13 protein-coding genes and 2 tRNA genes are annotated in these 14,454 nt (G+C 69.0%); 6 read left to right on the top strand and 9 right to left on the bottom strand.

Annotation, left to right across the window (positions count from 1 at the left end; genetic code table 11):
* Nucleotides 1-6: 6 nt before the first annotated feature.
* Both rsgA and OG798_RS34520 read left to right on the top strand, forming a co-directional pair.
* Nucleotides 7-1,017, top strand: coding sequence for a ribosome small subunit-dependent GTPase A (gene rsgA, locus OG798_RS34525; protein ID WP_095852686.1), 1,011 nt, complete (start codon nt 7-9; stop codon nt 1,015-1,017).
* Between the two features lie 145 nt (nt 1,018-1,162).
* A complete protein-coding gene (locus OG798_RS34520) occupies nt 1,163-1,486 on the top strand; it encodes a DMT family transporter (RefSeq protein ID WP_267062779.1) in 324 nt (107 codons plus the stop codon).
* 91 nt (nt 1,487-1,577) lie between these two features.
* Here the strand turns inward: OG798_RS34520 and OG798_RS34515 are convergent, their stop codons facing one another.
* Nucleotides 1,578-2,183, bottom strand: coding sequence for a TetR/AcrR family transcriptional regulator (locus OG798_RS34515; RefSeq protein WP_095852687.1), 606 nt, complete (start codon nt 2,181-2,183; stop codon nt 1,578-1,580).
* 234 nt (nt 2,184-2,417) lie between these two features.
* Between OG798_RS34515 and hisN the strand changes: the two genes are divergently transcribed.
* Nucleotides 2,418-3,218 carry a histidinol-phosphatase gene (hisN, locus tag OG798_RS34510; protein ID WP_067369310.1) on the top strand — a complete coding sequence of 267 codons (801 nt, stop codon included), beginning with the start codon at nt 2,418-2,420 and terminating at the stop codon, nt 3,216-3,218.
* A 158-nt stretch (nt 3,219-3,376) separates the two neighbouring features.
* Nucleotides 3,377-3,769, top strand: coding sequence for a CBS domain-containing protein (locus OG798_RS34505; RefSeq protein WP_095852688.1), 393 nt, complete (start codon nt 3,377-3,379; stop codon nt 3,767-3,769).
* A 136-nt stretch (nt 3,770-3,905) separates the two neighbouring features.
* Here the strand turns inward: OG798_RS34505 and OG798_RS34500 are convergent, their stop codons facing one another.
* Nucleotides 3,906-5,375, bottom strand: a complete 1,470-nt coding sequence (locus tag OG798_RS34500) for a catalase (RefSeq protein ID WP_328758211.1) — start codon at nt 5,373-5,375, stop codon at nt 3,906-3,908.
* A gap of 112 nt (nt 5,376-5,487) precedes the next feature.
* Between OG798_RS34500 and OG798_RS34495 the strand changes: the two genes are divergently transcribed.
* Entirely contained in the window at nt 5,488-5,904 is a 417-nt protein-coding gene (locus OG798_RS34495) for a Fur family transcriptional regulator (protein ID WP_095852690.1), read from the top strand.
* A gap of 108 nt (nt 5,905-6,012) precedes the next feature.
* Here OG798_RS34495 and OG798_RS34490 read toward each other — a convergent pair.
* The 4 genes from OG798_RS34490 to OG798_RS34475 all read right to left on the bottom strand — a co-directional run bounded on the left by OG798_RS34490 (nt 6,013) and on the right by OG798_RS34475 (nt 11,616).
* A tRNA-Met gene (locus OG798_RS34490) sits at nt 6,013-6,086 on the bottom strand.
* A 226-nt stretch (nt 6,087-6,312) separates the two neighbouring features.
* A complete protein-coding gene (locus tag OG798_RS34485) occupies nt 6,313-8,136 on the bottom strand; it encodes a tetratricopeptide repeat protein (RefSeq protein WP_095852691.1) in 1,824 nt (607 codons plus the stop codon).
* A gap of 265 nt (nt 8,137-8,401) precedes the next feature.
* A tRNA-Met gene (locus tag OG798_RS34480) sits at nt 8,402-8,475 on the bottom strand.
* A gap of 144 nt (nt 8,476-8,619) precedes the next feature.
* Entirely contained in the window at nt 8,620-11,616 is a 2,997-nt protein-coding gene (locus tag OG798_RS34475) for a UPF0182 family membrane protein (protein WP_328760114.1), read from the bottom strand.
* Nucleotides 11,617-11,779: 163 nt separating this feature from the next.
* Here OG798_RS34475 and OG798_RS34470 point away from each other — a divergent pair, with 163 nt between their 5' ends.
* The gene (locus OG798_RS34470) at nt 11,780-12,322 is read left to right on the top strand and encodes a PPA1309 family protein (protein ID WP_095852692.1); all 543 of its coding nucleotides are present in this window, start codon (nt 11,780-11,782) and stop codon (nt 12,320-12,322) included.
* 93 nt (nt 12,323-12,415) lie between these two features.
* Here the strand turns inward: OG798_RS34470 and OG798_RS34465 are convergent, their stop codons facing one another.
* The 3 genes from OG798_RS34465 to OG798_RS34455 form a co-directional block, all read right to left on the bottom strand.
* A complete protein-coding gene (locus tag OG798_RS34465) occupies nt 12,416-13,513 on the bottom strand; it encodes a YlbL family protein (protein WP_328758210.1) in 1,098 nt (365 codons plus the stop codon).
* An 84-nt stretch (nt 13,514-13,597) separates the two neighbouring features.
* Complete coding sequence (locus tag OG798_RS34460; RefSeq protein ID WP_121415063.1) at nt 13,598-13,804, bottom strand: hypothetical protein; 207 nt, start codon at nt 13,802-13,804, stop codon at nt 13,598-13,600.
* A gap of 150 nt (nt 13,805-13,954) precedes the next feature.
* Nucleotides 13,955-14,416, bottom strand: coding sequence for a molybdenum cofactor biosynthesis protein MoaE (locus tag OG798_RS34455; RefSeq protein WP_054228166.1), 462 nt, complete (start codon nt 14,414-14,416; stop codon nt 13,955-13,957).
* Between the last annotated feature and the right edge of the window lie 38 nt (nt 14,417-14,454).

The following is a 14,454-nucleotide window of genomic DNA, read 5'->3' as shown; positions in this document are numbered from 1 at the left end:
GGGATCATGCGCCGCTACGGCAAGAACACCGACGAGGACGACATCCGCCAGCGCCCGAACCGCAAGGGCAACCGTCCGCGTACGAACATCCGCCCCAAGCACGAGGAGGCGGTCGAGGGCATGGTCGTCACCGTCGACCGGGGCCGTCTGACCTGCCTCGTCGAGGACCGCCTCGTGATGGCGATGAAGGCCCGCGAGCTGGGCCGCAAGGCCGCCGTCGTCGGGGACCACGTCGCGATCGTCGGTGACCTGTCCGGCGAGAAGGACACCCTCGCCCGCATCGTCCGCATCGAGCCGCGCAGCTCGGTACTGCGCCGCACGGCCGACGACGACGATCCCTACGAGCGCGTGGTCGTCGCCAACGCCGACCAGCTCGCCATCGTCACCGCCCTCGCCGACCCCGAGCCGCGCCCCCGCCTGATCGACCGCTGCCTGGTCGCGGCGTACGACGCCGGCCTGGAGCCCCTGCTGGTGCTGACCAAGTCGGACCTCGCCCCGCCCGACGAACTCCTCGAGCTGTACGGGGCCTTGGGCGTCCCCTACGTCGTGACGAGCCGTGCGGAGCTGGAGAGCGGCGCGGCGGTGGACCGGGTGCGCAAGCAGCTGGACGGCAAGATCACGGCGTTCGTCGGGCACTCCGGCGTCGGCAAGACGACCCTGGTCAACGCGCTGGTCTCGCAGGAGCGACGGCGCAGCACCGGCCACGTGAACGCCGTCACGGGCCGCGGCCGGCACACCACGACCTCGGCGCGCGCGATCCCGCTGCCGGGCAGTGAGGGCTGGGTCATCGACACCCCCGGCGTCCGCTCCTTCGGCCTGCACCACGTCGACCCGTCCCGGGTCATCCACGCCTTCCCCGACCTCGAACCCGGTACCGAGGGCTGTCCGCGCGCGTGCAGCCACGACGAGCCGGACTGCGCGCTGGACCAGTGGGTGGCGGACGGCCACGCGGACCCGCAGCGGCTCTACTCCCTGCGCCGGCTGCTGGCGACGCGGGAACGCACGGAAGGTGACTGAGTCCCCTGCGCCCCCTTGTGACCTCCGCGTTGTTTGCGTGGGCGGCCCGTCGGTAAGTGCTTAGCCGGTCGGCAAATGCATAATCGCACCAAGCCGGACCCAGGCCAGGCGAAGCAGTCGACGTGCGGACACGGGAGGACGAGACATGGCGTGGCTGCTGGTCGTTGTGGCGGGACTGCTCGAAACCGGCTTCGCCGTCTGTCTGAAGCTCTCGCACGGCTTCACCAGACTCTGGCCGACGATCGCCTTCTGCGTCTTCGCGCTGGGCAGCTTCGGCCTGCTGACCCTCGCCCTGCGCAAGCTCGACGTCGGCCCGGCGTACGCGGTGTGGACCGGCATCGGCGCGGCGGGCACCGCCATCTACGGCATGATCTTCCTCGGCGACCTGGTGTCGACGCTCAAGATCGTCTCCATCAGCTTCGTCATCATCGGCGTCATCGGCCTACAGCTCTCGGGCTCCGCTCACTGAAGCGCCCCTTTAAGGGCGTGGGGAACCGCGCGACCAGCCACAACGACGCCGCACCCGCCGACGCCCGCTCCCCGGCACCCCAGTAGGCGAGTCATCTCCACTGCCGCGGCAACGCACCTCGCACCAGCTCCGTCACCCCACCCTCCCCCGGCGGAGCCGCCACACACGACAACGACAACCGCACCACCAACTCACACGCCCCCGCCAACTCCCCCACGTCCCCCCACATCGCCCCGGGCCCGGACAACGCCGCGACGGCCCGATCCCGTACGAGCGCCACGAAGTCGGCGGGCGAGGGCAACGGCCCGTCGGCCCTGCGCTGCGCGGGCACCGCGGACGACGACGGCACCGCTGAGAGCGTCGGCGACGGCAGCCGCTCACTCCAGCACCCGGTCAGCATGGCCCGTACGAGCGCGTTGCCCCGGGCCGCCGACGTGGTCCACTCGGCGGTCGCGACCAACCGCTCGCGCGCGTCCGCGTGGGCGGCCAGCGCGCGCTCGACACCGGCGAGATAGCCGTCGGCCTCCCTCCGCACGAGGGCGCGCGCGAGCCCTTCCTTGCTTCCGAACTCGTTGTAGAGCGTCTGGCGGGACACACCGGCCACGGCGGCGACGTCGACCATCCGCACCGTGGACCACGGGCGGTGTGCGAGCGCCGTATAGGCGGCATCCAGAAGGGATTCCCGCGCTGCAGGCATCTTTCGCCTCCCTGGGGGCGAGCGGGCGGCACTGCAGCTCAGATTTGACGCGCGCAGGGGCACTGTCAAGGGTTCGCGGCGGCGTCGAGGGGCGTACGTCGACCCCCGCACGCCGCGATGATCAATCCGGCCGTACGGCCCGCGCCCCAGAGGCGCCCCCGAGCCCCATGAACGTGCCCGATGATCCCCCGGGCCGTATGGCTGTGGCCCGAGTGGGCCATATACGGTGCAGTCATGCCCGACTATCGCGATGACCTGCGCCTGGCCCATGTCCTGGCGGACGCCGCCGACGCGGCGACGATGGACCGGTTCAAGGCGCTCGACCTCAAGGTCGAGACCAAGCCGGACATGACACCGGTCAGCGAGGCGGACAAGGCCGCCGAGGAGCTGATCCGCGGCCACCTCCAGCGGGCACGGCCACGCGACGCGATCCTCGGCGAGGAGTACGGCATCGAGGGCACCGGCCCGCGCCGCTGGGTGATCGACCCGATCGACGGCACCAAGAACTACGTCCGCGGGGTGCCCGTCTGGGCCACGCTGATCTCCCTGATGGAAGCGGGGGAGGGCGGCTACCAGCCGGTGGTCGGAGTGGTCTCGGCGCCCGCGCTGGGCCGCCGCTGGTGGGCGGCGAAGGGGCACGGCGCGTTCACCGGCCGCAGCCTGTCCTCGGCCACCCGCCTGAAGGTCTCCCAGGTCTCGCGGATGGCCGACGCGTCCTTCGCGTACTCCTCACTGTCCGGCTGGGAGGACCAGGGCCGCCTCGACGGCTTCCTGGACCTGACGAAGGCGGTCTGGCGCACGCGCGGGTACGGCGACTTCTGGCCGTACATGATGGTGGCGGAGGGCTCGGTGGACATCTGCGCGGAGCCCGAGCTGTCGCTGTGGGACATGGCGGCGAACGCGATCGTGGTGACCGAGGCGGGCGGATCCTTCACGGGCCTCGACGGCCGCCCGGGCCCGCACAGCGGCAACGCGGCCGCGTCGAACGGCATCCTCCACGACGAGCTGCTGGGTTACCTGAACCAGCGGTACTGAAGAGCCGAAGGCGCGCCCTTGTGATCCATGGGCGCCCCCGAAAGTCTCCGCACGCCCTCTTGTTGACCCTCCCTTTAACTGCGACTCTGAGAGTCCCCCCACTTGTGAACTTGTGAATCGCTTCTCTTGGCGCTTCACCAAGGAGGTGGCTCCAGCCCATGCTCGTCCGCGACGCCATGAGCACGGTGGTCCTCACCATCGGCCCGGCACACACACTCCGTCAGGCGGCCTGCCTGATGTCCTCCCGCCGCGTAGGCGCGGCCGTCGTCCACGACGAAGACTCCTCCGGCCTCGGCATCCTCACCGAACGCGACATCCTCAACTCGATCGCCCTCGGTCAGAACCCGGACACCGAGACCGCGAGCACCCACACCACGACCGACGTCGTCTTCGCCGCCCCCGTCTGGACCCTGGAGGAAGCCGCGGCGGCGATGGCACACGGCGGTTTCCGACACCTGATCGTGCTCGACGACAACGGCCCGGTCGGCATCGTCTCGGTCCGCGACATCATCCGCTGCTGGGCTCCGAAGCGGCAGCGGGTACCCGCGTAGGCGCCCAGGCGCCCCCCAGGCGCCCCTCCCGGGCACCACCGCCGGGCCCGCACATGCCGACGGGCCGGACCCCCCTCACTCAGAACTCAGAGGGGATCCGGCCCACCGCCCACGACAAGCGATCCAGTGCTGATTGTCAGCCGCGCAGGGCCTGGACCGCGGCCTCCAGCCGCTTGCCGAAGTCTTCGTCAGCCTGACGGAAGTTGTTGATCGCGCGCTCGGCGATGTCATCACGGGAGACCTTGGCGATGAACCCCGCCAGGTTCGCGATCAGACGCCCCTGCTCGTCCTCCGACATCAGGCGGTACAGACTGCCCGCCTGCACGAAGTCGTCGTCCTCGGAGTGGGACGGCGCCTCGGTCTCACCGGTGTGGCCGGTCACCGCGATCGGCTGCCACAGCGGACGGTCCGTCTGGAAGGGACCGCCGAAGCTGTTCGGCTCGTAGTTCGTCGCGCCCTTGTGGCGACCGTCGTACAGGGAGCCGTCACGGGAGTTCGTGCGTGCCTGGGCGGCGTGCGGGCGGTTCACCGGCAGGTGGTCGGCGTTGATGCCGACGCGGTAGCGGTGCGCGTCGCCATAGGCGAAGAGCCGCCCCTGAAGCATCTTGTCGGGGGAAGGCCCGATACCCGGCACGAAGTGCGCCGGCGAGAAGATCGACTGCTCGACCTCGGCGAAGATGTTCTCCGGGTTGCGGTTGAGCTCCAGCCTGCCGATCTCGATCGGCGGGTAGTCCTCGTGCGGCCACACCTTGGTGAGGTCGAACGGGTTGAACCGGTAGGTCGCCGCGTCGGCCGCCGGCATGATCTGCACCTGCACGGTCCAGGACGGGAACTCACCGCGCTCGATGGCCTCGCGCAGGTCCCGCTGATGGGAGTCGGGGTCCTCACCGGCGAGCCTGTCGGCCTCCGCCTGAGTGAGGTTCTTGATGCCCTGGTCGGTCTTGAAGTGGTACTTGACCCAGAAGACCTCGCCGGCCTCGTTGTTCCACTGGTAGGTGTGCGAGCCGTACCCGTTGAGGTGCCGGTAGGAGGCAGGAATCCCCCGGTCGCCGAAGAGCCAGGTCACCTGGTGCGTGCTCTCGGGGCTGAGGCCCCAGAAATCCCACACGTTGTCGGCCTCCTGCGAACCGGTGTACGGGTCGCGCTTCTGCGTGTGGATGAAGTCGGGGAACTTGATGGCGTCCTTGATGAAGAACACCGGGGTGTTGTTGCCGACGAGGTCGTAGTTGCCGTCCTCGGTGTAGAACTTCAGCGCGAAGCCGCGGGGGTCACGGACCGCGTCCGCGGAGCCGAGGTTGCCGGCCACCGTCGAGAACCGCAGAAAGGTCTCGGTCTGCTTGCCGACCTCGGAGAGGAACGTGGCACGGGTGTACGGGGTGACATCCGCGGTGACCGTGAAGGTGCCGTAGGCGGCGGCGCCCCGGGCATGCACGACACGCTCCGGGATGCGCTCACGGTTGAAGTGGGCGAGCTTCTCGAGAAGCAGCTGGTCCTGAACGAGCACCGGGCCGCCGACGCCCGCGGTCTCGCTGTTCTGGTTGTCGGCCACCGGCGCGCCGGCCTCTGTCGTAAGCGGTCCCTGCGTCACGTGCGCCTCCTGCGTCATTACGGATCACCCAATGCCGAACCGATCCTACATTAGACACAATCTAATTCAAGCATTCATCCAAAGTCACACCCATTCGGGATCTGGTCACCTTGCTGTTAAGCTGGCCTGCATGAGTGACCTCTTGGAACGACTGCGCGGACGCGGATGGCGAATGACCGCGCAGCGGCGTGTCGTGGCCGAGGTCCTCGACGGCGATCACGTCCATCTGACGGCCGACGAGGTGCATGCCCGGGCCGTCGCCAAGCTGCCCGAGATCTCCCGGGCGACCGTCTACAACACGTTGGGTGAGCTGGTCTCGCTAGGCGAGGTGCTGGAAGTCGCGACGGACAAGCGCGCCAAGCGCTATGACCCGAACGCGCACCGTCCGCACCACCACCTGGTCTGCGCCCAGTGCGGCTCGATCCGCGACGTCCACCCGAGCGGCAACCCGCTCGCCGACCTCCCCGACTCGGAGCGCTTCGGCTTCACCGTCTCGGACGTAGAGGTCACATACCGGGGCCTGTGCCCCAACTGCGCCTCAGCCTGACTCCCCGAAGCCCCGGCCTCCACGGACGCCGGGGCTTCCCCTTGCCCCCCGCACCCCGAAAACGCCGAAGGACCCAGATCAAAATGATCTGGGCCCTTCGCCTTCAAGTAGCGGGGACAGGATTTGAACCTGCGACCTCTGGGTTATGAGCCCAGCGAGCTACCGAGCTGCTCCACCCCGCGTCGATGAACTGAACATTACGTCAACCAGGTGGACCAGTGCAAATCCCATAGACGCCGGAGCCCCTGATGGGGTTCGGGGCGCCCCGCGAAGGTCCGGGGGCAGGGCCCGGCGGGGTGCAGGGGCGGAGCCCCTGGTGGGGTTCGGGGCGGAGCCCCGGGGATGGGTCGGGTAGGGGCGGCGGGGGCGAGAACAAGCCGAGACCAGCCCCCACCCACCGCCACAACCTCACGCGGACAACTCCTGCCGCAACGCATCCCGCAACCGAGCCGCCCGCTCAGCCACCTCCGCAGGCCCCAGCGCAACCGCCCGATCAGCCCACCGCTGCCCCTCCGCCAACTCCCCCCGCCGCGCATACACGAGCGCAAGCCGAAGCGCCGCCCGCCCATGCCCCGCATCCGCCGCCCGGGTCCACCACAACGCGGCCTCCGGCTCGCTCCCCTCCCGAGCCAACAGCAGCCCCAGATTGAAGGCCCCGTTCCGAGACCCGGCCTCCGCGGCCGACCGGTACCACCGAGCCGCCTCCACCACATCACCCCGAGCCGCGGCGAGCATCCCGACCCGCACCTGCGCCCGCCGATGCCCGAGGGAGGCAGCGCGCTCGTACCACTCCTCGCACTCGCTCTTCTCCTGCGCCGGCTCCCCGAGCTCATGCGCGGGCGCCGGCGGCCGCCGAGCGTCGAGCACGGCGGCCAGCCGGTACGCGGCCTCCGCGCTACCGCCCCCCGCCGCACACCTCAGATGCCGCTCCGCCTCCAGCTCGTCCCCGTCCCGCAGCCGCGCGATCCCGACCTGCAGCGCCGCCTCGGTGTGCCCGGCGGAAGCCGCCCGCTCGTACCACCGCAGCGCCGCCTCCTCGTCCTCCTCGCTCCCCCGCCCGGCATGCAGGATCCCGAGATTGAACGCGGCGTCCACACTCCCGGCCTCCGCGGCCTTGGAGAACCACGGCTCGGCCCCGGCCGAGTCCCCGACCTGAAGCAACAGGATCGCCAGCGCGTTCGCGGCCTCACGGTGCCCCGCGTACGCGGCCCGCCGGTACCACTGCTCGGCCTGCGCGGTCCGCCCCTGCTCGGCGCAGAGCAGCCCGAGGTTGTACGCGCCGTTCACATCACCGGCGTCCATGGCGGCCCGGTACCACCGCTCCGCGGTCTGCGTCTCGCCGCGCTCGGCGTGCAGCGCCCCCAGCGCGTTCGCGGCGTTCCCGTCCCCGTCCTGAGCGGCCCGCAGCCACCACACGGCCGCGCTCTCCGTGTCCCCCGCGTCCCGCAGCAGGAACCCGAGCGCGCAGGCGGCCCGCGCCTCTCCGTCCTTGGCCGACGTCAGATACCAGCGCCCCGCCTCCTTGAGGTGCCCCCGCTTCTCCAGGATCGCCCCGAGGTGCAGCGCGGCCCGCCGGTGCCCCCGCGCGGCGGCCTGCCGGTACCACTGCTCGGCATCTTCACCGGCGGCTCCTATGACCCCGATGACACCGTTGTCGCCCCTGCCCTCGCCCGCGTCCGCGGCCTTGCGGTCGAGCGTGCGAGCGAGCCGGTACGCCGCCTCACGGTGGCCCCGCTCGGCGGCCGCCCGCATCCACTGCTCCGCGCCGACGTCACTGCGGTGCTCCAGCAGATCGGCGAGCGCGTACGCCCCGAGGGCATGCCCCTGCTCGGCGGACTGGCGCAGCCAGTACTCGGCGGCAGGCTCGTCTCCCCGCTCCCGGTGATAGCGCCCGAGCGCGTGCGCGGCGGCCGCGGACCCGGCGACGGCGGCGATCCGCCACCACCCGGCGGCCTCGTCGGCGTACCCACGCTGGTGCAGGAGAACACCAAGGTTGTTGGCGGCGGCGCGGTCACCGGCGGCGGTGGCCGCGCGCAACTGAGGCTCGGCTCCGTCGAGATCGCCACGGCGCAGCAGCATCGCTCCGAGGACACTCATCGCCTCGACGTCGCCGGCCTCGGCGGCGAGCCGCTGACGTGCTTCCTCGGCAGCCTCGCCGGTTTCGTCCCGGTCTGAAGGCTGCACAAAACGCCCTGTATCCAACAGAGTTGCCTTGTCCCCCATAACGTCCATCGTCGCACCACCTGCAACCTGGGTACACCTGGTATACCGCAGTCAGTGAGGTCACTTCAGCGTTTTGTCGACATGCCCACAGAGAGACAAGTCAAACACAGTTCTCCCAACTCCCCACGGATGGCGCAGTCTTCGGCGCGTCGCCCATGGTCGCCGCACGCACCCCGCGCACGCGTCCTGCTCAGGTCGTCATACGGGTGCAGTACACGTGTGCGCACACAGCGAAGGCCCGGATCCTGTGAGGATCCGGGCCTTCGCTTTTCAGTAGCGGGGACAGGATTTGAACCTGCGACCTCTGGGTTATGAGCCCAGCGAGCTACCGAGCTGCTCCACCCCGCGCCGTTGTGTTGCAACCGTACCACGGCGCGGAGGGGGCCTCTGACCAGCAGCGGAGGGGGCCTTTGAGCAGCGGCTGATCCAAGAACCGGACCAGCCGCCGACCGGCCCGACGGACCGGCCGGCACCCTGGCCCGTACGGCCGCCCTAGGTCGTACCGCCGCTGGGACTACTGCTGCCGCTGGGGCTCGGACTGCTGCTGCCACTCGGGCTCGGACTACTGCTCGGGCTGCTGCCCTTGTCGTCGCTCTTGCTGCCGCCGCTGCCGCCAGTGGCGCTCTTGTCGGCCTTGGCCTGAGCGTCCTCGGCCCGCTTCAGCGCGTCCTGAAGATCCTTCTGCGCCTGCCCGTACGCCGTCCAGTCGCCCTTCTTGAGGGCGTCCTGGCCCTGGTCGAAGGCCTTCTGGGCGTCGGTGAGCGCCTGTTGGACCGTCGGGTTGCTCGATGTCGGCGGTGGGGTGGTCCCCGTGTCGGCCGGTGGACTGGTCGTACTGTCCGTCCCGAAGATCTTGTTGAGCGCCTGGTCGAGCGTGTCCTCGAAGGCGGTGTTGCCTCCGTAGGTCACCAACACCTTGCGCAACAACGGGTACTTGAGGTCGCCACCGCGTACGTAGACGGGCTCCACGTAGAGCAGTCCTCCGTCGAGCGGAACCGTCAGCAGATTGCCGTACTCGACTTCCGAGTCCCCGCCCTTCAGAAGTCTGATCGACTCGGCGATGTCCTGTTGGGAGTTGAACTGACTCTGGACCTGTTTGGGCCCGTCGACGGGTTCACTGGTCGGCAGTTTCAGGATTCTGATCTTGCCGTAGTCACTGGTGCCCGCCTCGGAGTCGACCGACATGAAGGCGCTCAGGTTGTCCCGGCCGTTCGGAGTGAACGTGGTCGTCAGCGAGAACGTCTGCGCCTGCTGGTCGGGCATCTTCATGCTCAGGTAGTACGGCGGCACCGCGTCGCCCGACTTGTTGGTCGGCTCGTCGGGGACCTGCCACACCTCGCTGCCGCTGAGGAACGTCTGCGCGTCCTTCACGTGGTAGCGGGTGAGCAGCTCGCGCTGGACCTTGAACAGGTCCTGCGGGTACCGCAGATGGTCCATGAGCGACTGCGAGATGGCCGTCTTCGGCTCCACCGTGTTCGGGAACGCCTTCATCCAGGTCTTGAGGACCGGGTCCTTGGTGTCCCACTGGTAGAGCTTGACCTCGCCGGTGTACGCGTCGACGGTCGCCTTCACCGAGTTGCGGATGTAGTTGACCTGGTTCTGCTGGGCCACCACCGCGCGCTGGTTGTTGGTCGCGGTGAGTGAGTCCGCCGTCGTGTCACCGAGGGTGGTGCGGGAGGCGTACGGGTAGCCGTTGGTCGTGGTGTAGGCGTCGACGATCCACTGGATCTTGCCGTCGACCACGGCCGGGTAGGCGTCGCCGTCAATGGTCAGCCAGGGGGCCACCGCCTCGACGCGGTTCTTGGGGGTGCGGTTGTAGAGGATCCGGGAACCCTCGCCGATCGCGCCCGAGTAGAGGATCTGCGGCTCGCCGAACGCCACGGCGTACGCGGCACGGTTGATCGGGCTGGAGAGGCTGACCCCGCTCTTGCCCTGGTAGCTGGTGGTCTTCTCACCGCTGTCGTCGGAGTAGTCGATTTCCTTCTGGGGACCGCCGACGATCGAGTACTGCGTGGTCTTCTCGCCGTAGTAGACCCGCTGCTCGTACGTCCCCAGGTTGCCCTTGGACGGCAGGTCGGACTCGGTGAAGACGGGCCGGCCACCGGAGGTCGCCGTGGTGCCCTTGGCGGCCACCACGCCGTATCCGTGCGTGTAGCGGAAGTGGTCGTTGATCCAGTTGTTCTTCGGAATGCCGTTCAGGTTCAGCTCGCGCAGTCCGATGACCGTGTCTTGATCCCCGACGTTCGTGCCGTCCTTGCTGTACCGGTCGACGTCCAGGTTGGTCGGGAACGCGTAGTAGTTCTTCATCTGCTGCAACTGCTGGAACGTTGGCGAGACGATGTTCGGGTCCAGCAGACGGATGCTCGCCGTGGTGTCGGCGTCGGCGCGCTGCTTGGTCTTGTCCTTGGTGTCGCTCTTGCCCGCGTACTCCGAGACCTGGGTGCCGTCGATGCCGTAGGCCTCGCGGGTCGCCTTCAGGTTCTTCTCGACGTACGGCGCTTCCTTGGCCTGCTCGTTCGGCTGGACCTGGAACTTCTGCACGATGGCCGGGTAGAGACCGCCGATGAGGATCGCCGAGAGGACCATCAGGCCGAAGCCGATGACGGGCAGCTGCCAGGTGCGCCGCCACAGGGTGGCGAAGAACAGCAGCGCGCAGATGACGGCGATGCAGAACAGGATCGTCTTGGCGGGCAGATACGCGTTGGCGTCGACGTACCTGAGACCCGTCCAGTTGCCGGTCGCCTTGAAGTCGCTGGACTTCACGGCGAGTCCGTAGCGGTCGAGCCAGTAGGCGACCGCCTTCAGGGCGACGAAGATGCCCAGCAGCACCGACAGGTGCCCGGTCGCCGCGGCCGTGGCGCGCGCGCCCGGGGAGGTGATCCGGAGCCCTCCGTAGAGGTAGTGCGTGAGCGCGGCGGCGATCAGCGAGAGCACGGCGGCGGCGAAGCCGAAGCCGAGCAGGAACCGGTACCAGGGCAGGTCGAAGGCATAGAAGGAGACGTCGAGGTGGAACTGGGGGTCCTTCTCGTGGAAGGGGACCCCGTTCACCCACATCAGCCACGTGCGCCACTGGCCCGACGCCGACGCGCCGGCGATCAGCCCCACCAGGGAGGTGATGCCGAGCAGCAGCCACCTCTTGTAGGGCGCGATCCCCATCCGGTACCGGTCGAGGCTCTGCTGCTCCATCGACATCGCGCTCAGCGGCGGTCGCAGTCGGTGTGCCAGCCAGATGTTCACGCCGACCGAGGCCGCCATGATCAGGCCGAAGACGAAGAAGAGCCCGATCTTGGTCCACAGGGTGGTCGTGAAGACGGACGAGTAGTGAACCGACCGGTACCAGAGCCAGTCCGTCCAGAACCCCGCGAACATGACGAACGCCATGGCCAGCACGGCCAGCACGCCCAGTGTCATGAGCAGGGTCCGGACCCGCCGGGACGGTCGGCCCACTCTGATCCGTGGCCCCGTCGGGCCTCCGCCGCGGTCCGGCATCTGGAAAGCCAAGGTGCGCACCTCGAAGTTCGCTGTTGATCCGTCAGGTCCCCGTGAAGCGGACCATCCGTCAGGCTCCGTGATCGTGGAGCCTCATCTATGCAACTTACTCACGCTTTACTCGGTTCCCGGATCCGGGTACGAACGAGGCAGGATTGTGACCATGTCCAACACTCCCATGGCAGCGAGCCCGCTCACCCGGGCCGTACTCGAGATCGACGAGTACGCCTCCGGCCTCGGCTGGGACCAGCCCGCTCGCCTTTTCGCCCTCGTAGACACCGCGCGACTGCGGGCCCAGGAGCCCGGCCTCGCGGCCCAGCTCGGCCTGCAGGACGAGCCCGAGACCACCGGTCTCACCCCCATCGAGCAGGACGAGATCCCTGCCGACAAGCCGCTGGACGAGTTCCTCGGCACCATCGCCTGGCCCGACGCCGTGGTCGGCTGCGCGCTCACCGTGGAGCGGCTGATGCTGCCGCCGTCCGCGGAGGCCTCCGTCCCGGAGGGCCTGAGCGACAAGAAGCTCGCGAAGTGGGTCGCCGAGCACCCGGACCGCCAGGAGGTCCGTATGACGGTCGGCGTCCTGCGCGACGGCACCCGCGACTCGGCACTGCGTCTGCGCGAGAAGGACGCGCCGACCGAGGTCCTCACGGGCTCGGGCCTGGTACCGGGCCTGGCGGAGGCGCTGTCGGCGACGTTCGCGGACTGACGTCCTGGTGTACGCGGATGGGGGCGCCCCCGGACTTCCGGGGGCGCCCCCATCACGCCGTACGGCCCATGCGTACCGCCGCCGGTCGGTCCCTCAGCTCTTGGTCGTGCACTTCGGCAGGTCGGCGGTCTTGCCGGAGCTGATGTCCTTCAGGGCGTTCATCGCGTCGTCGATGGTGTTGACCTTGACGAGGGTGAGCCCCTTGGGGGTGTCCTTGGCGGCGGCCGCGCAGTTGTCCTTGGGCGTCAGGAAGTACTGGGCGCCCTTCTCGCGCGCTCCGATCGTCTTCAGCTCGATGCCGCCGATCGGACCGACGGTTCCGCTGTCGTCGATGGTGCCGGTGCCGGCCACGAACTTGCCGCCGGTGAGGTCGCCCGGGGTCAGCTTGTCCACGATGCCCAGCGCGAACATCAGCCCGGCGCTCGGACCGCCGACGTCGGCGAGCTTGATGTCGATGCTGAACGGGAACGTGTGATCGGTCCCGGCCGAGATGCCGACGATGGCGCGGGACGCGCCGCTGTCGCTGGACTTAGCCGTGGTGATGGGCACATCCGTGGTCGCGGTGGCCGTCTTGCCCGCCTTCTCGGCGGCGGCCTGCTCCTTGGCGGGCACCACCGTGAAGACGACCTTCTCGCCGGGCTTGTGCTTGGTGACCAGCTTGGCGACGTCCTCGGGTGCCTTGACGGCCGTACCGTCGACGCTCTTGATCACGTCACCGGCGTGCAGCCGACCCTCGGCCGGGGAGCCCTTGACGACGGTCGACACGATCACCCAGGACTTCACCGGGATGCCCAGCTCCTTCAGAGCGGCCACCTTGGCGCTCTCCTGGGACTGGCTGAACTCCTCGGCGTTCTCCTGCGTCGACTGCTGCTCGGTCTTGCCGTCCGGGTAGAGCGTGTCGTGCGGCACGACCTTGTTGTCATGCGCGAGCCACCCGTAAACGGCCTCTGGGAGGTTCATGTTGTAGTCGGCACTGGTGACCCGGACAGTGGTCATGTTCAGGTGCCCGGTGGCCGGGTACGTCTTGCGCCCGGAGATCTGCAGCACCGGCTCGCCGTCGTGCTCGCCCAGTGTGTTCACCGTCGGTCCCGGTGACATCTCCGAGTACGGCACTTTGATGAACACTCCCGCGCACAGGAGCGCGATCAGGATCAGGGTGGAGGCGAGCATCGTCGCGGTGCGGCGTGGCATGCCACGACAGTACGGGACGGTGCTGTCAGCGCACTGTCGGGGCCGTCCGTACGGGGCCCGGGCGGCCCCTGCGGGGCCCCGGCCTCAGACCACGTCGGAGTGCGGCTTCTCCCCGGCACCGGGCCGCACCATGACGGCCTCGGAGCGCTCCATGGCCGCGCGGAAGCGCGCGTACCCCTCGAGCTCGATGCCGTCCCCCGCCGTCTTGCGGTTCCGGCCGGCCCAACTGCCCCACAGTCCGGCACCGATCGCAGCCAAAAGCGGAATCAACAACCAGGCGAGCGACGCCATGCCGACCTCCCAACCCCACGAGCGACCGCAACTGACTGATCAGCAGATTAACCATCCGCCTTGTTAACGCTCATACCAGGGGGTCGGTTACGCAACCGGAGCAAAGGTGAGAGCTCGGTGAGGCCGGACTCACACGTCCGGCCGACTCCCTCAACAGGCTCCGACCCACTCCTCCGTGCCGTCGGAGAACTTCTGGTGCTTCCAGATGGGCACCTCGTGCTTGAGGTCGTCGATCAGCTTGCGACACGCTTCGAAGGCCTCACCGCGGTGCGGGCACGACACGGCGACGATCACCGCGAGATCACCGACGGCCAGGTCACCGACCCGGTGCACGGCGGCCAGCGCCCGCACCGGATACTCGGCGACCACCTTCTCGGCGATCCGCCGCATCTCGGCCTCCGCGCTGGGATGACACGAATACCCCAGCCCGTCGACGTCGGCACCCCCGTCGTGATTGCGCACGGTCCCCACGAAGAGCGCGGTCCCCCCGGCGGCGTCGTCCCCGACGGCCCGGAAGACCTCGTCCAAGGAGAGCGGCTCGTCCCGGATCGCCAACAGCCGAATCGGATCCTGCGCGCCCAACTCACCCGGATGCTCAAAGGTAGGTGCCATGTCCCCATCGTGCCGCACCCCACGGCACCCACGAAATA

Source organism: Streptomyces sp. NBC_00271 (assembly GCF_036178845.1).
GTDB lineage: Bacteria > Actinomycetota > Actinomycetes > Streptomycetales > Streptomycetaceae > Streptomyces.
Note: the sequence above shows the minus strand (reverse complement) of the source record. Positions and strands in the feature narration are given on the sequence as shown.